Genomic DNA, 23729 nt, shown 5'->3' with positions numbered 1-23729 from the left:
AATGGTTCCCGACGCACTCGCAAGAGTACCTGAGATGATGGATACACCGCCCATCCAAAATAATTATGCTTTTTCTATATTAAGATAGGTGGTTATTTAAGGATAGAACAGGCAGCTATCACGCCCTATGGGTCTTAAAGAGATGACCGGAGTGCCACCCGGCTAAATAACTTACCTTTTTTCATCAGTATTTGAGAACCTATTCTTTAATTGAATGGGTTTTATTATATTAATATAACAAAGTTTAGAGCCAACTATGTTAGATAGTCGGCTCTTTTTTAATAATCGTTTATTTATTTTTTTAGTTTATTTTTGTATTTACTCAAAAAACTATTTTTTAGCTTCTCAGCTTTATATTCATCTGGCAACCCACGCGTACTTTCTCTTACAATTAGCCAGAGATCCTTTAGCTCATCATAACTATCCGTTTGTAACACAGGATTACTATTTATATCTGGCTGTATATATAATTGTAGTTCTTTGTTTTCCATAATTCCAAAATCGGTTTCGTATTGTGTAAAGAGATAGAAATATCCATCTTCATATTTAGCATAGTAGATTTCATTTTCTTCATAACATATTGAAAATAAATCTTCAATATTATCCAATGGAGATCTTTCTATATCATCATCTTTCCAGTTAACAACTTTATCAATTGTAAGTTGTAATAAAGTTTGTATTAACTCTTCCTGTTTTTTATTTCTACCAACAACATCATCAATTGAGACATTAAAATAGTTGGCGATGTCAATGATTTTATCTAGAGATGGCATAGTTTTCTGCCATTTACTAATTAATCCTTGGCTCAGACCTACATCTTTTTCTAACTGACTAGCAGATATATTGTTATTTTTACACAGTAACTTTATTGAGTTTACCATGACCTCATTATTCATTTTGCACTTACCTCCTTTTTTTACTTATAATGCAAATTTTGTATTGACACGCTTAGAACTATAGATTATAATACACTCATGATACAAATTTTGCTCTATGAATAATATATATCATTATAGTACAAAAGTCAATGTATCAATAAAAATAACCACCTCAACTTTGGACGGTCTAAGGCGGTTATTGAGAGGTGTGTTATACACCAACTATACGTAAGGTATTATAACACACTTCTTTTGAATCAATCAACATATTTTTCAGAAGGAGGTTCATTATGAGTAATGAGCAGGTATTAACAGTTATCCAAGAGACTGAGATTCTTAGTAAGAAAATTAAGATGTACGGTAGCATCGAATCGCCATGGTTTGTAGCAGGTGACGTGGCTGAATGGCTTGGAGAACGTGATGGGTATACGGTTGCAAGAAAGGTTGACGAAGAATACAAGGATACACAGTTAGTGTGTACCCCTGGTGGGAATCAGAAATCCATTGTTTTAAATGAAGATGGGTTATACGATGCTTGTATGTATTCAAAAAAGGAAATCGCCAAACCGTTGAAGAAAGCAATCAAGAAGTATCTCAAACAAATCCGTACTACTGGTGGGGCTGTAGAGACTGGAAGAGAGTCAGAATTTATTGACAGATATTTTCCATCATTCAACGAAGACACTAAACTGTCGATGGTAAAAGATTTACTTAATCAGAATCAGAAGTACAAGGAACAGATTGAACAGTTAGAGCCACAGGCAAAGGCTTATGTTGATTTAATGACTGCACAAGGGTACTTGCAATTCATTGATGTAGCGGCAATGGTAGAAATTGGACGTAATAAACTGTTTGAATTCCTACGTAGATGCAAGGTACTAACTAAGCAGAGTAATTTTAACATTCCATATGGTAAGTTTATAAATAATGGAATGTTCAAGGTTATTACTTCAAAGTCAGAAAATGGACATGTTTCAAGCGTAACCATGGTAAGTCCAAAGGGCTTAAATTACATATATAATCTGATGCAGAAAAAGAATGTGTTGGACAAGTTCGATGCCACTACTCTTCTATCCAAAATTCAAGAGTTGGAGGTAGCATGATGAGAAAATACATAAAGGCAATAGTGATTCATCTTGATCCATTTAAATCAGAGGTAATATTCGAGAAAAACTATAGGCACGATGAAGTTGATATAGTTAAGAATAAATTGTCAGAGTATGATTATGGCGGTAATATCTGTCAGGCTTATGAGATGAGCGTGGATATGTCGTAGTAATTGAAACGGGATAGTGATATAAAACTCACTATCCCAATAATCGCAAATCAGTTAAAACTAGTGTGGACTGGAAATCGACTGTCTTATGCAGTATTCACACCAACAACTTCTACAAATAATAATGGCAACCGCAAACCTGTTCGTCACATCAATACCAGACAAGAACATTATTCTGAACAAGACTGATAATCCTACGGGTATACCAGTTTTCGTTAGGCTCACGATGTTTCATTATATTACTGCTTTATATGATTGTGGTGGTCTATGATAATGTAAAATAGTGCAATTACATCGGCAACGGCAGACACGAAAGAGAAAAACTCTGTCAACAACAAATCCTTTCCGTTCAAGTCATGCGTAGGTTTGCTTAAAATAATATTACCATTATTTTCCATATATTGGTAGTCGGAACATAAGTTCTTTGACTCAAATAAAAGAGTAGGAATAATCTCCTACTCTTTTTAATACTCAAAAATCACTTTTACAACTATTGCAATGCCACTGTTTGCTTACTTTGCCAACAGAAAAGATTCCAAAGAGCGCAACGCTTCCTGCCTTTGAGAAACCAGATATTTTCTTTAAGTCAGTGGAGCTACAGTATGGACAGCGCGGAACATTTTGTTGGACTACCTCACTTGTGCTATTAAATGTCGGTGGTACTTGTTTTGTTTCGCGAATAATTTTACATAGATTATTTGCGTCACCTAAACTTATAAGACTTTTTTGTCTGATTTTCTTGATAGCAACAACTAATAGATCGTTAGTTAAATCATTTAATTCTTCGGTTAAGTCATAACTTGTTCCGTTAATGATACAGGTATTTTGATGGACTATAGATTCATTTAAAGGATAACCACAATGAATACAGCTTTGAGATTTATCTGAAATGTCTTTTCCACACTCTGGACACTTAATTAACATATTTTACCCCCTTGGATCTCTACTTCTTTTTTATTATATTATCATACAAATATTTTAATATCAATAATTATGCAACTTAAAGACCTCGGAAATCTTTATGGTTTGTATGATGAAATAAATAAATTAAAGAGTTTAGATAGTGCCGAAATACTTAGTAGACTATCAGATGAATTTGATCATTTATCAGAAACTCAAAAGGTTGCAAAAATTGCATCTTCCAACTTAAGCAAGGAAATGAAGGCACAGGTATCTGATGTTGTACTGATAAAAAACTCCACCTCCACCCTATCTGCCACACAAACCACTGCCACAGCAACCACCACAGGATTTGGCACAGCGCTAAAGGGGCTTTGGTCAACAATGTTGGCAAATCCAATATTATTAGTGGGTGCCGCTATTACCGCTGGACTGACTGCATGGAATATGTACAAACATTCAGTAGATCAAATGAGGAAATCCACATCTGAAGCCGCATCTGTATTCAGTGATACTTCCACTACTATTGAAGAATATGCAGATAAATATAAGGAATTACATAAAGAATTAACTAATGCAAACACTACAGAAGAGCGTCAGCACGAAATAAAAAGCGACCTTCTCTCTTTACAGAAAGAATTAAATGATAAATATGGAGAAGAATATGGCAAGCTAAATCTCGTTACCGATGCATATAAAGATCAGACAGAAGCTATTCTGGCTATGAACAAAGCCGTGGCACAGAAGTTTTTAAATGAGAATAGAAAAGGAATTGAAGATGCCAAGACCCAAATGACTTCTAAGAAGACATATATGGTTGCAATGGACGTTGGCATGTATTCTGAATCCGGCAGCAATATTCTTAATTTAGCTAAACAGATGGGCCTTGATGTTGATGCAAATGAATCAACTGGAACTTTTACCGTAAGAATCAAAGCAAACCCTACAGAAGCATACGATTCCATAACAGACTTCATGAATCAAGTGACTTCATTACAAGAAGACTTTGGTAACGACGACTATGATATTGGATCGGTGCTTGGATTTTCAAGTACCTCGTTAAATAATGCAAAAGATAAAATTGACGAATTTGGTGTTAAGTACAATTCGGCATTAGAAGCTGAAATAACTATAAATGATAAACTCTCGCGGAGTTTTGAAGAAGTCAAAGGTGCAGTACAAAAGTATAATGACGCATTAGCTTCCGGTGATGAGACTAAAATTCTTTCGGCAAGAGATAATTTAAATAAAGTTAAAAATTCAATTGACCTTACAAGTACAGATTGGAAAGATTATGCGTCTGTTGTTACAGATGTATTTGATCAGGCTGATACCGACTTATACGATTTTGAAGATTCATTAAAGTCAAATAAAGATGGATTAATGAATTTTGCAAAAACATTAAGTGGTATATCTAAAGAAGATATTCTTGCTATAAGCGATGCCGGGGATAATGAAAACTTCGAGAAACTAAGAGAAGCAGCCGATGAATATGGATTAAGTGCAGAAGATGTCATTGCAGTTCTTGAAAGATTGAAAATTGTACAAGGTGATGTTGGCAAATTTGGCGAAATAGCATTCCCCCCTCTCTCCAAACAAGAAGTAATCACTAACATCAACTCTCTATCAGAAGGTTTTGAATCCCTTGATAAAATCATGAAGAGCATATCTGACAAAGATAATCCATTTGACTATGCTCTGCTTGACGACAAGAAATTCAAGGATAACTTTGATGATTTAGGCGAATCATACGCAAACTTCATCGAAAAGGTTTCGTCATCCCCCAAGGATTTAAATGCTACTCAAAGTGCATTTGACGAATTGGTTACTACATGGATCAATAGTACTGGTGTGCTAAACGGACTTACAAATGAAAATGCTAATCTTGCTATTGCTATGCTTCAGAATATGGGTGTCGCTAACGCTGAAGAAGTTGTAATGTCTCGACTTTCAGCGGCACAGGAACACCTTGCAGCACAAAAGGCTTATACGGCAGAAGTAAGTAATGATCTTGCCAATGCTACGGCTAGTGAGATACCAGGAATTATTGATGAAGCAACTCAAAGTGACATAGCTAAAGTTGCACTGGCTGGACTGGTATTAGAAAAAGAGTTTTTCAATGGTAACGCGTTAGATACCAGTGGAGACATTGAGAATATCATCTCTCTTGTTGGAGTAATTGGTAGTGCTAACACAGCACTGCAAGCATTAAATACCTTAAAGGCCGGAGGTAGTGTTGGCGGCAATATAGGCGGAAAAGAAGGTTATGAAGCTCTTGTAAGAAATGCAGAAAAAGAAGCTGAAGATGCAATAAAGGCTGCTTCCGAATATAAAGGCAAGGGAGCAAGCGTTAACGCATCGTATAATGGTGTAAAAGCAAATAAATCGTCTGGCTCTAAAAAGGATAAAAAAGATTTTTCAGAGGTATTCGACTGGGTAGAAACTACCATTAAGCGAGTAGACGAAAAGGTACAAAATATCCAAGATAAAATTTCTGACACATCGAATTGGAAGCCTAAAAATACTTTCACAGATACAGCCATTGACGAGATGGCAAATAAACTTACTGCATTACAATCGCAGATGGATACTTACCAGAATAAAGCGAAAACTTACGATCTCTCTCCCACCTACATAGATAAGATTAAAAATGGTACTCTTGAAATTGAAACCATTACAGATGAGGTAATTGCGAAGAATGTCAAAGGCTATCAGGAGTGGTACGATAAGGCCGAAGAAGTTCGTAAGAAGATAGATGAAACAAAAAAGGCTATGAAAGAACTTGCTCAGACCAAGCTTGATAATATTATCAATGATTTTGATAGTCTTGTTTCGCTCATGAATAAGTACGCTTCATATAGTAACAATCTTCTGAATCTACAAAAGGAATTAGGAGAATCCATTACTAAAGCGGATTATAAACAGCTGATAAATCAACAGGAAGCAATTTATAAGCAATTGCAGAGTAAGTATAATTCTCTATCCATTGAATTGTCAAAAGCAGTAAGTAAAGGAACTATTAAAGTAGGTTCTGAGGAGTGGAGAAAATATAATGAAGAGTTAATTACTGTAAATTCCTCTATGAATGATGCCGTATCTTCAATGAACGATTTTAGAAAAGCTCTAATCAATTTGCCATTTGAGGAACTAGAGAGGATTTCTAGTGGGCTTGATAGAATTAATAGTGGAATTAGCACCATGTCTGATCTAATTGGTGACGATGGACTTTTAGATGGAGGAATGCTCACATCTAAGGGTCTCACTAAAATTGCACTATTAGGACAACAGTATGCTAATGCAAAACAGCAAGCCGCCGATTACGAAGAGGCCATTAACGCTATTAATGAGATGTATGAAAACGGTTCGCTCACACAGGCCGAATATAACGAAAAACTCAATGAATATACCAATGCACAATTATCGGCAGTAAAAGCTACGAAAGAAGCTGAACAAGCTATCTTGCAGTTTAGGTATAATGCAATCCAGGCACAGATAGATGATATGAATAATTTAATTGCTGCCAAGAAGAAAGCATTACAGACCGAAAAGGACTATCAGGATTATCTTGAAAGTATTAGCGAGAAACAGACTGACATTAATAATTTACAGGCAAAAATTGATGAACTGTCACTATCTACCGACAGGAAGGATATTGCACAGAGATTGCAGTTGGAACAGCAATTATCCGATGCTAAGAAAGATTTATCCAAGACACAAGCTGACTATGCTTATGATAAAACTCTTGAAAGCCTAGATAAGCAGGCAGAGGACTATCAGGACGCAAAGAAAAAAGAATTAGATGAGCTTAAGTCAAGCACTGATGCACAAAAGAAAGTAATTGAAGAATATCTCGGACAGGTAAAAGATAACTACAAAACAGTCTACAATACCCTGACTAAGTATGGAACCGATTATAACGTTACCATGACTAGCGAACTAACTTCTCCGTGGGAGTCAGCTAATAGCGCCGTGTCCACATTTAAAGACGCTGTATCAGATGCTATTTCACAGATTAATATTGATATCGCAAATATTGACTTGTCAAGGCTCACAGAATTGGTAAGTACTATGCAAGGATTTTCTGCTAATGGTAATAATACAGCTTCATTTGATGATATTACCGGTTCTGGAACGTGGCAAAAGAACTCTAAAGGCTGGTGGTATGGCGCTTCTAATGATGATTATGCTTCTGACGGCATCTACACCATTGGAGGTAAACAGTATAACTTCAATGAAGATGGTTATATGAAAACTGGCTGGGATGAAAGTTCAGGTCAGTGGAGATATTTTGAGCCTGAGAATGGTCAGATGGTTAAATCTGCATGGAGAAAGTCTAAAGATGGTAAAGACTACTATCTGAAATCTGATGGTACTATGGCTACAGACATGGCTATCAAAACGAAAGATGGCAATGGGTATTATTATGTTGATAACAGTGGTGTATGGGACGGAAAAACTATATCATATGATGATGTTAAAAAGAGAAGCATCACTGTTGGATATAAAAGTGGTACTACTAATTCTAGGCCAGGATTAAAATACGTTAATGAAAATGGGCCAGAATTGATTGTTGCTAAAAACGGATCTGTTCTCAATTCAGTAGGTGGAGATACTATTTTTGATAATGAGTCCACAAAAAGGCTATGGGAGTTCGCTCATAACCCAGAGTTGTTTGAGTCATTCAAGAAAAGTATTGGCGCCATTAATATTAATGTTCCTAAGTATAACCTTGACTCACTTAAGAATGTTGGAAGATCTGAACCGGTAACTATTCAAATGAATTCACCACTAATGGTGGTAGAGGGTAATGCAGATGAAAAAGTACTAACACAAATAAACGCAAGACTTGATGTCTTGATTGATAAAGAAATACCACAGAAAATGATGGAAATGTCTAAACAGCGCTAAAATGAGGGGCATCTTAACTGATGCTCCTTTGTCACAGGAGAAAATAAAATGTTTGAAACAGCTAGGGAAAGCGTGTTATATGCAGAACAGAATAAAGATACTATAAAGGAAATGATACTTCTCATGCTTAAAGATAGAAAAGTATCATTGTCTCAAACTCGTGCATTATTTCATGAAATTATAAATGATATTGAAGATGCGCCATTAAAATAATCTATTTAACTTATCATTTTTTATAACTGCATCACAAAATGAATCGCACACATCGGCGAAACGATTAACCATTACTGGAATATTTGAATCAACATCTGATAATAATTTTCGTTGTTTCATATATTCCAGTGACAAGTCGTATACTATTCTCTTACATTGTTCTGGACTCATTAAATTAACCCCCTTTTATATTAAATATAAAATGATTATATCACCTATTGGAATAACGTGGTATCAGAACATAGGTTCATGACATTGAATATATGAAGCCAATAACATGGCTCTTTTATTAGCTATGGCGAGAACACTCGTGGCTTTAGCCATGAAAGGTTCAATATAATAAAACAAATCGGAAGGAGGTATTAAATTGCATAGTCTATTTACATTTGGTGAAAACAGCAGTGATGAATTTGGTGTAATAGCTGTATATTTTGAAAATAATAAATACCAAGGACTATACAGTGGTCAGTCTACAGAATTAATAACTGATAAATCTTCACAATCCTTAGAATGGGAAATAATATCGCAGAATTATGATAAGCCAATGGAATTTACATTTCAAATCATAAATTCTGATGGGTCTCCTATGAGTCAAGAACAACAACGTGCAATATCAAAATGGTTATGCAAAAGAGGTGTTTATAACTGGCTGTTTATACAAGACGAATACTATTCTGATATATGGCTTCATTGTAATATTAATAATCCTCAAGTATGGGCAGTAAATGATACAGTAGGTATGCAATTTACGGTTTCTACTTCTTCAGCAGTTGCCTTTTCGGAGGAACACGAATACTACTTCTCTCTCACCAATGATAAAACCATTGATGACTTATATATAGTCAACGACGAAGAGATTCATATATTCCCATATATAGAAATCACTATGTTAGAATCTGGGAATCTTGAAATAAGTAATAGTCAAGAAACCAACTCTGATTATGTTACGAAAATCAGCAATGTAAGTTCTGGTGAAAAGATTATATTAACACCAGATGGCATAATCTCCTCTTCTATTATTGGACATGATGTATTGAACGATTCTAATTTAAAGTGGCTTAGATTTTATGACGGCAGCAATGTACTTACTTTTAATCTTTCTTGTGAAGGAGTTATTAAATATAGAGAACACAGGAAGTTGGTGGCGTTCTAATGGTAAAATTTGATGCTTATAATAGACCCGTAGTCCCACGAGTTTTTTTATCCTATCCAAATAAGAAACTAATTTGTCAGCTTAATGCAAAAAGCAAAAGTTCTGTATTATATATTGTCGGAGTGTCACAGTTCAAGTTTTCTATTTATAAGTACCATGAGAAGATTGAGAATCAAGGATACGATGATATTTCAGTTGGCAAATACATATGGTTAGAGGATGTTGGTTGGTATCGGATTACTGATATTAGTGAAAAAACAGATGGGGGCAATCCATATAGAGAAATTACTTGCTATGATTTGTCTTATGAATTGAAACAAACATATCTTACTTCATTTGGTTCTATGGGAACTGAAGATGATGAACAAGGCGGTTTAGACCGATATGCCATTTATGATGCAAATGATAAATTGCATAGTATTGCACATATCTTCATGGATAAGAACCCTGGTTGGAAATTTAAACATATCGACCCGGCAATCTCAAAAAATCGACGTAGTTTTGATAATGATAGTGTTACATCATATGACTTCCTTACTGGTGATGTTTCCGAAACCTTTGAATGTATATTTGTTTTTGATAGTAATGACCGAAGTGTTAGTGTTTATAAGGCCGAAAACATTGGAAAAGAAGTTTCTATCGCATTATCATTTAGAAATTTAGTCAAAGAACTTAATATCACATGGAATGAAGATGATATTAAAACAGCCTTGTATGTTACAGGCGGTAATGATGCAAGCGGAACAGCTTTGTCTATTGCCTCTGTGAATCCTGGGGGAAACAATTATATAACAAATTTTAGCTACTTCTACAATGATATGAGTGTTACATTGAAGAATAAACTGGAAGAATATTATCAGCGAATGGAAAGCAGTAAGGGACTAATCTCTACTGCCCTCTCTCAGTTAAAGACTTTACAAGATGAACTAGACAGTCTGAATAATAAAATACCTACTGATGAATCAAGCACTAACTGGTCGCAATATGGTCTTGTAGGATTAAAAGCAAAGTCAAATACATACAAGGAACAAATGTCTGTATTGACGGATAAAAGAAACTCTGATCCAGTAGCACAGACGCAATATAACAATTATAATACTTTGTGGAATGCTGTAAATACTGAAATTACAGTCAGACAATCGCAAATAACAGCTAAAGAAGGTCAGATTAAAGCAAAACAAACGGAAGCACAGTCTTATGTTGTCAAAATTAATGAAATACTAGGCGAAGAACTTTATCACGAATTGCAACCGTTTGTGAGAGAAGACAATTTATGTGATAATTCATATATTGCCACTTCTACCATGACCGAAGCTGAAATTCTGGAAATGAAACAGGATTTGTATAATCATGGTGCCGAAGAACTGAATAGGGTATGCTATCCACAGTTTGATATGGAAGTAAACTCTGTGAATTTTCCTGTGTTGTTCAAATATAAAGAGTGGACAGATCAGCTTCAATTAGGCGATATTCTTGCGATCAAGTATTCAGACGACGAGTTTTTAAAAGCCAGACTTCTTAAGATGGAAATTGACTGGGAAGATTTCAGTAAGTTTAAGCTGACTTTCAGCTCAAAGTCGAGTATTACTGATGGCTGGTTTGATTTTGTGGCGATGCAGAAGTTGGCTGATAAAACAAGTACAGCTTTAAAGTATAATACCTCTGGTTGGAATCAGGCTTCGAAGAAAGCTGAAGAAGCTTTTTATAGCACTCAAAAGGAATTTCTAGATTTAAGTAATCAACAGATCGAAAGCAACGGAAAGAATCAAGAAGTACTTCTTGATAATACCGGCATTTTATTAAAAAAATGGCTACCCGACTTAAACAAATATGCTCCAGAGAAACTTTGGATTACTAATCGTCAGATATTATTATTTGAGGAGCCAGAGGGGACTAATCTTAGAAATCCTAAACTTGCCATCGGTAAAGTATACGTGACTAATAATGGTGTAACCACTTCATATTACGGTATATCGGCAGATGTTGTATACGGTGGTTTGTTTATTGGAGAAGCTCTTAAGATTAAAAATAAGAATAACACACTCACTCTTGATGAAAATGGATTTACTGCTTCGGCAACCAATGGTTTTAAGGTGCAGATTAATCCTGACAATCCAAGTCAGATATTCAGTATATCAGAGAATGCCAATAAACTGTTATACGTAGATGCTAATACAAAGAAACTTGTATTTAAGGGTCGTGCCGAAATTGATGAAGGATTAATTGGTGGATGGACTATAGCCAACAATAAACTATATTCTGGTGGTGTTGGTATGAGTTCTGATGCCACGCCTGGAGCAATTGCTCATTGGGCGGGAAATGCTACTCCATCTTCTGCTCCTTATTGGCTTAATAACCAGGGAAAACTACATGCTTCTAACGTAGAGATAACTGGAGGTAGCCTCACCATAGGAAACAACTTTAGTGTAAACAATGCTGGAAACTTAACCGCCAATTCTGTAAATATTACTAATGGAGTGCTTAATATAGGAAACGGATTATTTAGAGCAAACTATGGTGGCGTATATTTCGGAGACTATTATGTAAGTGCTGATGGATCTGGAACGCTACGATCATCAAATGGGTATGTTAATATTACAGATATTGTTACTGGTGGGCCATCTGGAGAGCTTGCTAGAATGACCATTGGAAGCGATTTAATGAATAATGCAGTTGAAATTCTCGGAACCGGAGATATTGTTACTGCTAGAGTTACGTGTAGACACGATTATTACTTTACTGATCCATGGACAGCAAAGATGGGGGCGTTGGATATGTTTAAACAAATATATAACAGATTAGATGCAATTAGATATTCAATACGAAATATGGGAGGAAATGTTGACTGGGATTAAAATAATCTGAGCATAATATTTGCATAACTTCTTTTAATATGATAATATTTACTTATATTATTTAAATTTTTATTTTGGAGGCTAGTATGAAAAAGGTTAAGATTATTTTGATATCAGCGGCAATGACACTAATGATGGTGAGTAACGTATTTGCGACAAGTGCGCCGCCAATTCCATGGACAAATGATATACAAGATGTTCCATTTTTTAAAATGAAAGACAGCAACGGACAAGAAGGTTGGTTATATTATGAACAAGGAAATGGCATTGTAAAAAACAGATGGGTACAAAACTATAAATATGACTGGTACTATTGTGGAGAAGATGGGTTTTTATTAAAAAATACATGGCTTCATGATTCTCGTGATGGGAAGTATTACTATCTGGGTGAAGATATGGTAATGCTTCATGACACCACAACTCCGGACGGATATAAAGTAGGCTCTGATGGAGCTTGGATTAAAGATGGACAGGTAGTGATAGAGAATGTTACTAGTACCGCTGATAATGTAGAAGTTAAATAAGTTAATATATATTCAATATTAAAACGCCTGTCGAAATATTGGTCGACGGGTGTTTTCTTTTGGTAAAATTTGGTGTATGATAAAAGAAAATTATATGGGGAGTAATTTATATGTCAATCATTCCAGAACACTTATATCATTATACCAATTTAAGTTCGTTAAGTTTAATATTAAAGAACAGATCAATAAGATTTAACCCGTTAGATAAAATGGATGATATGGATGAATCTATTATTTCTGATTTTAAAAGTTTTGCAAAGTACGTTTTTATTAGTTCTTGGACTGCAGATGCTCGCGAAAGTATTCCTTTTTGGAACATGTACACTTACAATATGACCGGCGTACGCATCAAACTTAGGTCCTTGCCATTCGAGGTATATCATTGGACATTTAGTCCGGAAAGTAATACTAAAGACGGAGGCTCCCACCACTATTTACCAAAGGAACTATGTGAAAACAATAAATATATGGTACTTTCATTGCCGACGGATAATTTTCTAATCCCTGTTCAATATACCGATGATAGTGACAAGTTGTATCCAAATATATTAAGTCGATCCGGTTATCATATGAAAATAGCAACCAATAATGTTGGGACTTATAAAAGAAGTGAATGGGGTTTTCAAAACGAGTGGAGATATAGATTAAACTACTTTGCGGGAGGAGTAAAAGAACTTGGAACAAAAAACAACACTGTACTTCAAAATATGATTGCTGGAGTAGATACATTAATAAATCATATTGACTTAAAGATAGGTTCTGAATTCTTTAGCGACATAGAAATTATGACTGGCCCCAGAATGAATGATGGCGACAAAGAAATACTGAATGTAATATGTGAAAAATACTGTCCAAGTGCCAAAATTATAAATAGTAAGCTGAAAATAAGATGATTATATAAAAGAGTAGGATTAATCTCCTACTCTTTTTTGTTGCCTAAAATAAGGAGAATATATGAAATTACATTTATACGAAGTCGTAAATATGGATAGGGCTATTGGTGGCCTATCCGGAATTAAAGTGCCACAAGAAATGAGCTATTGGATATTTAGAAATGTAAGAATTATTAAAGAACACTGCACTTACTACGAGACAGAACAAAACAAACTTATGAAAGAATATCTTTACAAAGATATTGAAGGTAAATATGCCAAGATCTTAGAAGACGGCAAAGTGCTTCCAAATTATAAGAGTGATGAAGATCACGAGAGATATGATGAATCGATTTCAAAACTTGGAGAATTAGAGGTTGAAATTGATCCATATCTACTTGATTATGACAAGTTTGTTGATAATAACCCATCGTTTATGTTGGAGCCAGGATATCTTTTGGCCTTAGATAAATTAATTAAAATAAAATGAAAAACAATCAGAGCGTAAATAGCGCTTTTTTATTGAAAAAGCACAATAGAAGGGAGGTTTCATCTTGATTTCTTATAAATCTATAAGAGCCGATGTATCACAAGAAATGAGTTATGTATATGAGAAGGTTAAGCAGTACGATAATCTATCTCGTAAATACAGGATAATGATTACAGATAAGGGCAACATGGTTTCATTGAAAGGAAACGAAGCTATTAGAATACGAATGTGGGCCGATGGTGAGTCAACCCCATACGTTGATGACTGGCTTGATGAGCCATGGGAAAATGGATATCCTATTTTAATTATGACAAGCAGGATGCTTTCAAAAGTAGGTAAAGTGAAATACGAATTTGTTATCCAAGAACCTGGAAGTCCTGCTGTTATTTCTACTAGACAGCAGAACTTATTAATTCAGAAATCGTTGATTAACTATGATGGATTAATTGCAAGCGAAGATTTTGATGTGTTGTCAAACTTGATATCGCAAGCTCTCACCATTCCAGATCTAATTGAGGATTTAGACGCAAGCCAAGAAGAAATTAATCAACTTATCATTCAGATACAAAATGACATGTCGACTTATCAAAGTCAATTTTCTGAAATGCAATCCAATGTTGATGCTTTAATACAGTCAACAGAAACTTACATTCAGCAGCTAACGGTCGAAGTAAACAATACACTTACACAAGCAAACACAGCGGTTTCTACGGCAAATCAGTTAATAGATACGGCAGATAACACATTAATACATGTTACCCAGAAAGCTAACGATGCGAATAATTACGCAAATATGGCACAGCGATTTGCTAAAGGCGGAATCATACCCGAAGATACTGAAGATAACGCTGAATGGTACTATCGCCAAACAAAGAATTTAAAAGAACAGGTAGACACTGCATCAAAATTAATTATCCCGTTATTTTATATTGATTTCGAAACTGGTGAATTAATGAGCGAAACCGAAGCCAAAGGTATGGATTTTTGGATAGATGATGGAGATCTTTATGGGGAGGAAGTGATATAATGGCAACAAAAAATTATGGAACAATAGCAATAATACCAGATGGAGAATGGGTTGATACAAAACAATATAAGGTTGGCAGAGTCGTATCTTATAATGGGAGTAGTTATCTTGTACATACTCTACCTCCAATTGGAACATTACCAACAAATACAAATTATTATCAATTGTCAGCACAGGGTGGTGGCGTTGCTACTGAGGATAGTCCTGGTGTAGTAAAACCTGATAATATATCTATTAAAATTAATGAAATCGGAACAATTAGTGCAAAGAAGGCCACTCAAACTGAATTTGGTATTACTACATCGGGCGATGGGACAAAAGTTGGTTCAGACGGAAAAATGAATGTAGATACTAATTTTCAGCAAGCTACAAAGCTGGCAAACTTGATAGCCAACGAAGCATGGTCGATCATACTAGGAAAAATCTCTAAAAGTATTGCAACAACCATGGATTTAGATGAAAATGCTTTATTGAAGGCGATGATATCAAACCAGTTTGAAAACATTACAACTAAAGCGGCCAGTGCAGCATTAGCGTACAATCTTAAACAATCCATTACCGATCTAAATAGCAATTTAAACTCGTTATTTAAAAAAATTAATTATTCAGGCACTACAGATGCGAGTGGCAATGTTTTACTGGATTTACCGTATACTGGAAATCATATAGTGTCTGTGAAATCAGCTACTACAGCCATTACTACAGAAACATATCATTCACAGAGTGGTAAGTGGGGATTACACTGTGAGCTAATAAATGGCGATGGAGTCGCTAAGAATGCGTACGTTGAGGGTACTGTTTTTTATATAGCAAGTTAAAATGATCATTTAAAATATACACTAAGAAGATTTAAAGTAATAGGTTACATACCTTAGATTTAAAGTAAATTCAGCAGTCGACGTTTTATTTAAATATACAGCAACTTGGTTAGACGAAGACAACCTAAATCCGATTGGAAAGATGCTAGTAAGATCCGTGGAATACCAGCTAATTCCAATTATATTTTCGCCGTTAGTCAATCCACCTGCGGTTAATGATGAAGCATTAATCACGAAGTTTTCCGCATTAGCTGGTACAGTTACAGATATCTGACCAACCGCAACCCTAATATTGGCTGCAGGTACAGTGGAAAACCCACTAACATAAATAAGTCTATTAGCTAAATTGCTATTTAGATAACTAAGCTTGCTCGCAAACTAGTCCCATATACGGACTTATTTTTATTTTAAAAAAGAAAGGAATGAATTTATGAATAAAATTGAAAAAATTAAATTTGGAAATGCTGAATTTGACTTAGTTGTAGGAGGAGTTGATTTGTCCGACAATGGAGGGAAAATTGCTTTTCAGATGGGGACATTATCTCTTAATGAAATTAAAACCATTATAAAAGCAAATGGAGAAATTTCTCAAATTGGACTTTCTGGAAAAACGGATTGGATAAGATCTGATTTAATATATGCTGGGAGGTTAAACAGCATTGAAGAATATGTTGTAGCAACAGATGAGGATGGAATAACAGAAATTAAAACAGATGTCGCAATTGGAGAGTTTAAACTACCCGATTTAAATGAGAGAATTATTGCTTTAGAAAAGGAAAATGCGGCTATGAAAGAAAGTCTTGGTACTTTAATACTAAATGAATTGGAGGGAAAATGATATGTTTGAAATGTTATTGTGGTTATTTAAATCTGGTAAATTATCTGAAACGTTACTCGAAAATGCAGTTTCTAAGAAATGGATTACTGAAAATGAAAAGAATAATATTCTAATACCATAAATACAACAAGCAGAGGGGGCGATATTTTTAATTGTTTCCCTCTGTTATCCAATGTACTTATTGTTTGCTTGATGTACGGTATTTCTGCTAATTGAAGCGTAGCACTGTCTTGTGGTATCTAGTTTTATATGGCCTAATTTTTCTGCAACAATTTCCAAAGGGGCGCCTTTATTTATCATATCAGTACCTACCGTTCTTCGGAATACATGTGGTGTTAATTTAATATTCGCAATATTGTCATCTCTTTGTTTTATTCTTTTTAGCATAGCTCTAACTGAAGATGGAGTCAGTCTTGTATATGGTTTTTTAGATATCACAAATAAAGCCGGATTATTATCTGACCTTGAATCCAAATATTTTTCAAGATGTAATTTGGTTGGTGCGTTAAAATATATCTCTCTTTCTTTTCTGCCCTTACCATATACAATCGCAGACATGTTATGAAAATTTATATCATGTATATTCAAGGCACACAACTCGCTTATTCTAGCACCGGTGCTATATAGCATTTCGCACATTGCCTGTTCTCTTTCATTTTTGCAAGCACATTTTATTTCTTCCCTTTGATATGGGGTTACTATTATTCCAATTTTATGTTCAACCTTGGTTTCATGAAGTTTTTTCCCAGGATTAGTTTTTATATAGTCTTCTTCATACAAAAACGCAAAGAAAGAGCGGATTATAATTAATTTTATATTGTATGTTCTATCTGCCCATTTTTTGTGTATTTTTCCATAAGCCAAAAAATTTTGTATATCATGATAAGTGATATCATTAATTTGTTTATTTATGTATAACAAAAAATTTTTTAATTCATTATTGTAACTCTTAATACTTCCAGCAGTACAGCCTCGTAATTTCATGTTTAATAAAAATTGTTGTAAATAAAATTGTGTCCTATCTACGTCAGTGGAAATCTCATTTTTTTGTTCAATTTCTGAAATATTATATTTTAAAAGGCATATTTCTAAAATCATTTTAGTATCTGAAAGCTTATCGGCTGTTATTATGTTATTTTCGGATAGTTCTATCATTATACTATCAATAACACTGGATGTAATGGATGAGCACATTGCTACACCTCCTTTCATTTTTTATTTCATTTGATTGATATTCACTAAATAGCAATTTAGGTTATGAATATGATATGGCTACTGGAACAATAAACGTGCCAACAGATTCTATAACGTCAGTAACCAATATTTGGTTGCCACCAGGGACTTACATTGTCAACTCCAGTATTAGATTAACTTTGACCACAACATCACGAGTTGACCGATATTTAAAAGTTGGAGATGAGTTGGACGGTCGCGGATCAGCATCATTAGTACTTGCAGCCGGATTTCAAGCATTTACACATTCGTGCATAATTAAGATATCTGAAAGCAGTAAAAATGTTGTATTGCAGACAAGGCACTTTAATGGTACGACACTGTATGCCGAAGGTTGGCTGTTTGTTACCAGGCTTAAATGATCATTTAAAATGATGTGAGTTGTACTTTACCATTATAGACGTTGACACCTGTATTAATATTTACGATCCGCACAAATAACCAGCCATTTTCCAAGCCTAATAAAACTTTCCAGTCAGCGGCATTATACGCATACATAAACTGGTTTTTGTCAACCAAAGCGCTTTTATCAGCTTTATTAGTTAAATTGCTATTTATCGTACATATGTTCTTTTCGTTGTTAAAAAATATAGAAGCATTTTAGCTCCCATATTTTAAGCAAATCTGAGTTTTATTATAAATCAATGTGTATTGTGTAATCTACATTTTTCAGGCAATTTGTCGACTCGCACACTTTTGAATGTCGGTTGGCGTATTCCTTCTTTCTCAGAAGGCATATATTCAATAGTACATACCATTGGCTCAATCCATGTTGCATCGGCATATCCGGTTAAACTATCTATGGGGCAATCGGAAATTTTCATGCCATGTTGTTTAAGCTTAGCGATACTTACTCCGAGAGAAACATGGTTCGTAATAATTAGTTTATTCTTGTCATCATACTTCGCTAGTATCAGGGTAGTCATGCTGTTTTTATTGAACATATAACCTATGCATATAAAATCTTCTTCTTTGAGTACTTTAATTTTCTTCCATTCTTTTGACTTTTTCCCAAACCAATATAGGCTTGATTTCTTTTTTCCAACGACACCCTCCAAGTTGAAATCTTCCGCGAATTTGTACATTGCTATTCCATCAGTTTCAATGTATCGAGATTTTGACAAAATATCGCTTTCTGATATTACTTCGTCCAACAACTTTTTGCGCTCCATCAGCGGCAAATCAGTTACGGGTTTGTCTTTATAGTAAAGTATATCATAAGCCACAAAACCGGCTGGGTGTTTTTTATACGCTAGTTCTATCTTAAAGGGATCAGTTAAGACCGTCCTTCTTTGGACTTCGTAAAAATCTGGCTTCCCATTGACTAATACGATTAACTCTCCGTCAAGTATGCATTTCTGTTTGCAGCCCTCATGTAATAGTTCTAATTCCGGGAATCTTGGCAATAACATCATATTCCGTTTATTCCTTAAATCAGTAGATTGATCATCTATATATGCAATACATCTGATTCCGTCAAATTTAAGCTCAAAGATAGAATCCACATCGTCATACGGATCAACTCTTTCTGATATTAGCATAGGTTTGATACCTTTTTCATCAAACATATCCATTATACATACCGCCTTTTTAATAGTGGTAGTGTGCTAATATGCGATAATATTTATTCAAACGACCATAACCCATCGACAACTAACGATGTAGAAAATAAGCTTAAATCCAAATAGAATACCACCGATTATCGCATCACACCTATACTCATTGACTTGCTCACCGTCATAACATTTAAAATCAGTATGGCTTATTTTAAGATCAGTTATCGTCTGTAAAATCCCGTCTTTGCCCTCAAATTTAAATAGCAACGGCCTGGGAGGGCAGCCAGGAGTATACCAGGCCATGCAAGCAATGGGGTATGTGGTGCCCCTTATTATTCCGCTATCAATTCTTTTTACATTAGTACCAATTCCAAATACGCCCATATCTCTTCCTACCTATCATAGTATTGCTCAAACCATTTAGGCACTTTTTGATTGCCTATTTCCTTTTTAGTCTCCGGGTTCCGGAAAAATCCGCATTTTGTATGGTCGGCTCCACAGCCTTCTTTTTCTCTAATGTAATGGGGACACCTATTAATGTCTGGCGCAAGTCGACACTTTCCTAACATCTAATCACCTCGATTATATTGTATACGAATGTATGTTCGTTTGATAGTGGAAATGAAAGGAAGCCTTTAGTGCTTCCTTGTTTTTACTTCGGTTTGTAAGCTGGTTCAAATCCGTGCTGCTCATTATAAGCATATTGCAATAGGTCATATAATTCATTTGTGATAGTGTCTGGCTTAATATATCCGTCGAGCATGTTAATTACTTTTGATGCATATTCAGACGGTATAGGCTTTCTGTCAATTTGTTTGTGTAAATCTTCTTTCATCTCTTCTAGAGTTTCAAATTTTGTTGGCATAGGAAGGCCGTATATTTTTGCCAGAATTCCAATTGCGCAACAGCATTCATTTGTTGAGGTCAGTAAAACCCCATCAAATTGCGATTTTATCTCTATAGCTTGCTTGTTAATATAGTATACCACGACGATCTTCCTTTGTTTTTTATTTACATAGTCCTAAACGCTCCAACTACTTTGCCTAATATTTCGGCATTGTACACGATAATCGGAGGCATCAAATCATTTTCTGGCTGTAATCTATAATACCCATCTTCTTTATAAAAGCGTTTTACTGTTGCTTCATTATTTACCAATACTACTGCTATTTCTCCATTATCTACATAGGACTGCCTACTCACTAAAATAAGATCACCGTTATAAATCGCAACCTTAATCATGCTGTCACCCTTTACTTTAAGCATGAAATAGTCATTACCCTTGGCTATTTCGGCAGGGATTGGAAAATATTCTCTTATATTTTGTTCTGCATATAACGGTAATCCAGCGGCAACAGTACCAAGTACGGGTATGTCAACAGTCTTATTATTTAACTCTTTAAGTTCGTATGCTCTAGGTTTAGCAGGATCTCGGACAATATGTCCCAGTTCTTCCAGTTTCTGCATATGAAATTGTGCGGTAGAAGCTGATTTACCTAGCTCATCTGCCACCTCTCTCACTGTAGGTGGATATCCATTTTGCTTGACATATTGCTTGATATAGTCGTATACTAATTTTTGTTTATCAGACAGTTTTTTCATTCGACATCTCACCCTTTCATTTTTGATTATAATCAATTATAGCACATATGTTCTAGGAAAGTAAACACTTGTGCTACTTTTTTTATAGTGATTACAAAAAAATAAGCCAGTCATTTCGACTAGCCTATTTGTATTATTATTTAGTTTTATCACTGTTAGCAATTAAATCCTTTAATGCTGAAATCGTTATATTATTCTCTTCAAGTACGGTGGACAAATCCTTAAGCTGTTCAACTTTAATTCCTTCTTGTATTTGCTTTTCTCTTTCCTGAAGTGTTTTGATTGCAGCTTTATATTGTTCTATCGAATCTTGTGTACTTTTTAGTTCTTCCTGTAATTTTTCAAGTGGTGACTTGCGAACTCCTCTTGGCATAAGATTACCTCACTATTAATATAATATAATATAATAGTTTGATTATGTACTAAAATAAAAAATATGTCAACCCCACACTTCTTATTTTAATACATAATCTTTACGATGTGCGAAACTCTCCTTTCATAATAAGTGATTACCTTTTTGATTACCTTTTGAATATTGTCTTCAAAACCCCTTATTTTATCAGCCTTTTTGAATCTCGTGGGGGCCGAGAGGTCGCAGGTTCAAATCCTGTTACTCCGATTGACAATATACTTAAGAATGCCGGTTTTCCTTATTATTATAAGGTTTCCGGTATTTTTTTGTATCATGATTGCGCATATTACCTGCTCCTCTCCCTAAGGCTCTATGCCGCAATTGGTTTATAAAATCAGGAGGTGTATTTTATGAGTTATCAACATCTTGACATGGAACATTATCAGCGAAAAGATCAATTTAACCTTTTCCGCAATTTCGCTTACCCATACGTAGGTATGACCGTAAATTTGGACATTACATATTTCATGAGCGCTATTAAAGAAAAAGAACTGCCCTTTTATTTGACTTTCCTTTATGCGTCCGCTCAGGCAGCCAACTCTATCCCGGAATTCCGCCGCCGCATTCATGGAGATGGAATAATTGAATATGACCATTGTATCCCTTCCTATACTCTTGCCTTAGAAGACGAAAACTATTGTTACTGCACCGCAGACGACCGACTGCCCTTTGGCGCTTATCTTAAGGATGGAAAGCAGCGGCAGGAAATGGCCAGACAGTCCCAGTCTCTTTCGGACGGGAAAGACGAGGATCAGCTCTTCTACTTTTCCAGCATTCCATGGGTGAGCTATACGTCTATCATTCAACCGGTTCCGATTCCAGCTGACAGCAATCCCCGTATTACCTGGGGTAAGTATTTCAAATCAGAGGGAAGCTTAAAGGTACCGGTAACAATCCTGGCCAATCATGCCCTCATGGATGGATTCCATATATCAAAGTTTTTTATGGAGCTTCAAAGCAGGTGTGATCACCTTGATTGGCTGCAGTAAAATCTTTAAATTTATGGAAGAATTTCGCTTGCCTTTTTTCAGGTTTTCAGTTACAATGCTCCTATGGAGACATAGCTCAGCTGGGAGAGCATTTGCTTGACGTGTAAAGGGTCGCAGGTTCGAGCCCTGTTGTCTCCATTATTTATTACCCTGGTAGATGCAAGATTTCATTGTATATACTGGGGTCTTATTTTTTTAATGTTGATTTTAAATGCTCCTTCCGGCCTCCCTGGTATAAAAATAAGCCATTTAAGGGACTGGTTTAAAAGGTTCTTTCCTATATTAAAATTTGTTGTTAGTGATAATTATTTGCCATTTATTAAGGGAACTTATTAAAAAGTTCCCTTAATTCAAAACATACAATAAATTGAAATAATAGTTATCCTAAGATCCATTCATAGATACACTTTTGTCGCTCTCCACTTTCGTACATTTCATTATATGGTGGTAAATTTACTATTTCTTTAAGTTTAAGGCCTGCTTTCTCGCAAGTTTTTCGTGATGGAAAGTTGTCTGGATTGCATGTTATTATAAGCCTATTCATCCCATGGGCAATCGCTACATTTTTGATGATTTTACATGCCTTTGAAGCATAACTGTTTCCTCGATAACCTTCTTTAATCATATAGCCAATATGCCCCCCGTAATATAAGTTTTCATTGTCCCCGATCCGAATGTCAATAGCACCTATGCCATCGTCTGATTTATGTAATGTAATTTTGTATTTATATGCCGGTACATAACCCTTTTCCTCATTAGATGGAGCTTTTTCTTCAATCTTTAAATCAATTTCTCCATCGGTTAAATAATCAAAATCTTTAAACTCAAACATAAATATTCCCCCTTAACTGGATACATAAAAATATTTCATGTAATTATACATCATATAGTTTCATAATTCAAATTATAAACATTCCTTTCTTAGAATGAATAAGCAGTTTATATGGAATGCGTAACTTTATGTCTGATTAGAGTAATAGCATACGAAAAGAGATAGCCACTACCATCTATTGACCGCTTAACTTCTCCTATACCTTTTTCAAATATGAATCCTAAGACTAACATCACGATAAGACTTATAGCTATGTGGTATGATTGAGTGGTGAAATTTATGACTTTGTTACATGAACCAAATCAAAAAAGAGCATTGGCAAACAAGCGGGCAACTTATTTATTATATAGAAT

Annotated in this window: 24 protein-coding genes and 1 tRNA gene; 15 read left to right on the top strand and 10 right to left on the bottom strand. The window is 35.0% G+C overall.

Going from position 1 to position 23729, the window contains the following annotated elements:
* Window positions 1–293: 293 nt before the first annotated feature.
* Entirely contained in the window at window positions 294–896 is a 603-nt protein-coding gene (locus BMW45_RS14770; protein ID WP_092245036.1) for a helix-turn-helix domain-containing protein, read from the bottom strand.
* Window positions 897–1168: 272 nt separating this feature from the next.
* On the opposite strand from BMW45_RS14770, the gene BMW45_RS14765 reads away from it, so the two are divergent.
* Together BMW45_RS14765 and BMW45_RS27860 are read left to right on the top strand one after the other, a co-directional pair.
* Window positions 1169–1981 carry a phage antirepressor gene (locus BMW45_RS14765; protein WP_092245033.1) on the top strand — a complete coding sequence of 271 codons (813 nt, stop codon included), beginning with the start codon at window positions 1169–1171 and terminating at the stop codon, window positions 1979–1981.
* Complete coding sequence (locus tag BMW45_RS27860) at window positions 1978–2154, top strand: hypothetical protein (protein WP_166433362.1); 177 nt, start codon at window positions 1978–1980, stop codon at window positions 2152–2154. The genes BMW45_RS14765 and BMW45_RS27860 overlap by 4 nt, the downstream gene beginning before the upstream one ends.
* A gap of 471 nt (window positions 2155–2625) precedes the next feature.
* On the opposite strand, the gene BMW45_RS27505 is transcribed toward BMW45_RS27860, so the two are convergent.
* Window positions 2626–3078 (bottom strand): zinc-ribbon domain-containing protein, encoded by a 453-nt coding sequence (locus BMW45_RS27505; RefSeq protein WP_143057042.1) that lies wholly within the window; start codon window positions 3076–3078, stop codon window positions 2626–2628.
* A 102-nt stretch (window positions 3079–3180) separates the two neighbouring features.
* On the opposite strand from BMW45_RS27505, the gene BMW45_RS14755 reads away from it, so the two are divergent.
* Together BMW45_RS14755 and BMW45_RS27855 are read left to right on the top strand one after the other, a co-directional pair.
* On the top strand, window positions 3181–7962 hold the full coding sequence (locus tag BMW45_RS14755) for a hypothetical protein (protein WP_092245030.1): 4782 nt from the start codon (window positions 3181–3183) through the stop codon (window positions 7960–7962).
* Between the two features lie 48 nt (window positions 7963–8010).
* A complete protein-coding gene (locus BMW45_RS27855; protein ID WP_166433361.1) occupies window positions 8011–8175 on the top strand; it encodes a hypothetical protein in 165 nt (54 codons plus the stop codon).
* Here BMW45_RS27855 and BMW45_RS14750 read toward each other — a convergent pair.
* Window positions 8167–8346 (bottom strand): hypothetical protein, encoded by a 180-nt coding sequence (locus BMW45_RS14750; protein ID WP_092245026.1) that lies wholly within the window; start codon window positions 8344–8346, stop codon window positions 8167–8169. The genes BMW45_RS27855 and BMW45_RS14750 overlap by 9 nt on opposite strands.
* Before the next feature lie 196 nt (window positions 8347–8542).
* Here BMW45_RS14750 and BMW45_RS14745 point away from each other — a divergent pair, with 196 nt between their 5' ends.
* The 9 genes from BMW45_RS14745 to BMW45_RS28985 all read left to right on the top strand — a co-directional run bounded on the left by BMW45_RS14745 (window position 8543) and on the right by BMW45_RS28985 (window position 16873).
* Window positions 8543–9328: a phage tail domain-containing protein gene (locus tag BMW45_RS14745; RefSeq protein WP_092245023.1), complete on the top strand. Its 786-nt coding sequence runs from the start codon at window positions 8543–8545 to the stop codon at window positions 9326–9328.
* Window positions 9328–12183 (top strand): phage tail protein, encoded by a 2856-nt coding sequence (locus BMW45_RS14740; protein ID WP_092245020.1) that lies wholly within the window; start codon window positions 9328–9330, stop codon window positions 12181–12183. The genes BMW45_RS14745 and BMW45_RS14740 overlap by 1 nt, the downstream gene beginning before the upstream one ends.
* Window positions 12184–12269: 86 nt before the next feature.
* A complete protein-coding gene (locus BMW45_RS14735; protein WP_092245017.1) occupies window positions 12270–12707 on the top strand; it encodes a hypothetical protein in 438 nt (145 codons plus the stop codon).
* A 110-nt stretch (window positions 12708–12817) separates the two neighbouring features.
* Window positions 12818–13600 carry a hypothetical protein gene (locus BMW45_RS14730; RefSeq protein WP_092245014.1) on the top strand — a complete coding sequence of 261 codons (783 nt, stop codon included), beginning with the start codon at window positions 12818–12820 and terminating at the stop codon, window positions 13598–13600.
* 61 nt (window positions 13601–13661) lie between these two features.
* A complete protein-coding gene (locus BMW45_RS14725; protein ID WP_092245011.1) occupies window positions 13662–14069 on the top strand; it encodes a hypothetical protein in 408 nt (135 codons plus the stop codon).
* A gap of 64 nt (window positions 14070–14133) precedes the next feature.
* Complete coding sequence (locus BMW45_RS14720) at window positions 14134–15096, top strand: hypothetical protein (protein ID WP_092245008.1); 963 nt, start codon at window positions 14134–14136, stop codon at window positions 15094–15096.
* On the top strand, window positions 15096–15914 hold the full coding sequence (locus tag BMW45_RS14715; RefSeq protein WP_092245005.1) for a hypothetical protein: 819 nt from the start codon (window positions 15096–15098) through the stop codon (window positions 15912–15914). The genes BMW45_RS14720 and BMW45_RS14715 overlap by 1 nt, the downstream gene beginning before the upstream one ends.
* 430 nt (window positions 15915–16344) lie before the next feature.
* Window positions 16345–16752: a hypothetical protein gene (locus tag BMW45_RS14710; protein ID WP_092245003.1), complete on the top strand. Its 408-nt coding sequence runs from the start codon at window positions 16345–16347 to the stop codon at window positions 16750–16752.
* A gap of 1 nt (window position 16753) precedes the next feature.
* Window positions 16754–16873 carry an XkdX family protein gene (locus tag BMW45_RS28985; RefSeq protein ID WP_092245000.1) on the top strand — a complete coding sequence of 40 codons (120 nt, stop codon included), beginning with the start codon at window positions 16754–16756 and terminating at the stop codon, window positions 16871–16873.
* Between the two features lie 44 nt (window positions 16874–16917).
* On the opposite strand, the gene BMW45_RS14700 is transcribed toward BMW45_RS28985, so the two are convergent.
* The 6 genes from BMW45_RS14700 to BMW45_RS14675 all read right to left on the bottom strand — a co-directional run bounded on the left by BMW45_RS14700 (window position 16918) and on the right by BMW45_RS14675 (window position 21516).
* On the bottom strand, window positions 16918–17946 hold the full coding sequence (locus BMW45_RS14700) for a tyrosine-type recombinase/integrase (RefSeq protein WP_166433360.1): 1029 nt from the start codon (window positions 17944–17946) through the stop codon (window positions 16918–16920).
* Window positions 17947–18626: 680 nt separating this feature from the next.
* Complete coding sequence (locus tag BMW45_RS14695) at window positions 18627–19559, bottom strand: ATP-dependent DNA ligase (protein WP_092244994.1); 933 nt, start codon at window positions 19557–19559, stop codon at window positions 18627–18629.
* Between the two features lie 54 nt (window positions 19560–19613).
* Window positions 19614–19925, bottom strand: coding sequence for a hypothetical protein (locus tag BMW45_RS14690; protein ID WP_092244990.1), 312 nt, complete (start codon window positions 19923–19925; stop codon window positions 19614–19616).
* Between the two features lie 268 nt (window positions 19926–20193).
* Entirely contained in the window at window positions 20194–20529 is a 336-nt protein-coding gene (locus tag BMW45_RS14685; RefSeq protein ID WP_092244987.1) for a DUF3837 family protein, read from the bottom strand.
* Between the two features lie 23 nt (window positions 20530–20552).
* Window positions 20553–21143 (bottom strand): transcriptional repressor LexA, encoded by a 591-nt coding sequence (gene lexA, locus BMW45_RS14680; RefSeq protein ID WP_092244984.1) that lies wholly within the window; start codon window positions 21141–21143, stop codon window positions 20553–20555.
* 136 nt (window positions 21144–21279) lie between these two features.
* Complete coding sequence (locus tag BMW45_RS14675) at window positions 21280–21516, bottom strand: hypothetical protein (RefSeq protein ID WP_092244981.1); 237 nt, start codon at window positions 21514–21516, stop codon at window positions 21280–21282.
* Window positions 21517–21905: 389 nt separating this feature from the next.
* Between BMW45_RS14675 and BMW45_RS14670 the strand changes: the two genes are divergently transcribed.
* Together BMW45_RS14670 and BMW45_RS14665 are read left to right on the top strand one after the other, a co-directional pair.
* On the top strand, window positions 21906–22544 hold the full coding sequence (locus BMW45_RS14670; RefSeq protein ID WP_092244979.1) for a CatA-like O-acetyltransferase: 639 nt from the start codon (window positions 21906–21908) through the stop codon (window positions 22542–22544).
* Between the two features lie 65 nt (window positions 22545–22609).
* Window positions 22610–22682: transfer RNA gene (locus BMW45_RS14665), tRNA-Val, on the top strand.
* A 241-nt stretch (window positions 22683–22923) separates the two neighbouring features.
* Here BMW45_RS14665 and BMW45_RS14660 read toward each other — a convergent pair.
* A complete protein-coding gene (locus BMW45_RS14660) occupies window positions 22924–23376 on the bottom strand; it encodes a GNAT family N-acetyltransferase (RefSeq protein ID WP_092244976.1) in 453 nt (150 codons plus the stop codon).
* Window positions 23377–23729 lie beyond the last annotated feature (353 nt).

Origin of the sequence: Lacrimispora sphenoides (assembly GCF_900105215.1) — a bacterium.
GTDB classification, from domain to species: Bacteria; Bacillota; Clostridia; order Lachnospirales; family Lachnospiraceae; genus Lacrimispora; species Lacrimispora sphenoides_A.
The sequence above is the reverse complement of the archived record's forward strand: the minus strand, read 5'-3'. Positions and strand labels throughout refer to the sequence as shown.

What these genes read in the sequence shown, in the direction of transcription:
- BMW45_RS14700 (WP_166433360.1), bottom strand. Translation starts at nt 17,946, where the DNA reads ATGTGCTCATCCATTACATCCAGTGTTATTGATAGTATAATGATAGAA.
- BMW45_RS14690 (WP_092244990.1), bottom strand. Translation starts at nt 19,925, where the DNA reads ATGGGCGTATTTGGAATTGGTACTAATGTAAAAAGAATTGATAGCGGA.
- BMW45_RS14675 (WP_092244981.1), bottom strand. Translation starts at nt 21,516, where the DNA reads ATGCCAAGAGGAGTTCGCAAGTCACCACTTGAAAAATTACAGGAAGAA.
- BMW45_RS27855 (WP_166433361.1), top strand. Translation starts at nt 8,011, where the DNA reads ATGTTTGAAACAGCTAGGGAAAGCGTGTTATATGCAGAACAGAATAAA.
- BMW45_RS28985 (WP_092245000.1), top strand. Translation starts at nt 16,754, where the DNA reads ATGTTTGAAATGTTATTGTGGTTATTTAAATCTGGTAAATTATCTGAA.
- BMW45_RS14740 (WP_092245020.1), top strand. Translation starts at nt 9,328, where the DNA reads ATGGTAAAATTTGATGCTTATAATAGACCCGTAGTCCCACGAGTTTTT.
- BMW45_RS14715 (WP_092245005.1), top strand. Translation starts at nt 15,096, where the DNA reads ATGGCAACAAAAAATTATGGAACAATAGCAATAATACCAGATGGAGAA.
- BMW45_RS14670 (WP_092244979.1), top strand. Translation starts at nt 21,906, where the DNA reads ATGAGTTATCAACATCTTGACATGGAACATTATCAGCGAAAAGATCAA.
- BMW45_RS14765 (WP_092245033.1), top strand. Translation starts at nt 1,169, where the DNA reads ATGAGTAATGAGCAGGTATTAACAGTTATCCAAGAGACTGAGATTCTT.
- BMW45_RS14735 (WP_092245017.1), top strand. Translation starts at nt 12,270, where the DNA reads ATGAAAAAGGTTAAGATTATTTTGATATCAGCGGCAATGACACTAATG.
- BMW45_RS14710 (WP_092245003.1), top strand. Translation starts at nt 16,345, where the DNA reads ATGAATAAAATTGAAAAAATTAAATTTGGAAATGCTGAATTTGACTTA.
- BMW45_RS14695 (WP_092244994.1), bottom strand. Translation starts at nt 19,559, where the DNA reads ATGGATATGTTTGATGAAAAAGGTATCAAACCTATGCTAATATCAGAA.
- BMW45_RS14750 (WP_092245026.1), bottom strand. Translation starts at nt 8,346, where the DNA reads ATGAGTCCAGAACAATGTAAGAGAATAGTATACGACTTGTCACTGGAA.
- BMW45_RS14730 (WP_092245014.1), top strand. Translation starts at nt 12,818, where the DNA reads ATGTCAATCATTCCAGAACACTTATATCATTATACCAATTTAAGTTCG.
- lexA (WP_092244984.1), bottom strand. Translation starts at nt 21,143, where the DNA reads ATGAAAAAACTGTCTGATAAACAAAAATTAGTATACGACTATATCAAG.
- BMW45_RS27860 (WP_166433362.1), top strand. Translation starts at nt 1,978, where the DNA reads ATGATGAGAAAATACATAAAGGCAATAGTGATTCATCTTGATCCATTT.
- BMW45_RS14660 (WP_092244976.1), bottom strand. Translation starts at nt 23,376, where the DNA reads ATGTTTGAGTTTAAAGATTTTGATTATTTAACCGATGGAGAAATTGAT.
- BMW45_RS14770 (WP_092245036.1), bottom strand. Translation starts at nt 896, where the DNA reads ATGAATAATGAGGTCATGGTAAACTCAATAAAGTTACTGTGTAAAAAT.
- BMW45_RS27505 (WP_143057042.1), bottom strand. Translation starts at nt 3,078, where the DNA reads ATGTTAATTAAGTGTCCAGAGTGTGGAAAAGACATTTCAGATAAATCT.
- BMW45_RS14725 (WP_092245011.1), top strand. Translation starts at nt 13,662, where the DNA reads ATGAAATTACATTTATACGAAGTCGTAAATATGGATAGGGCTATTGGT.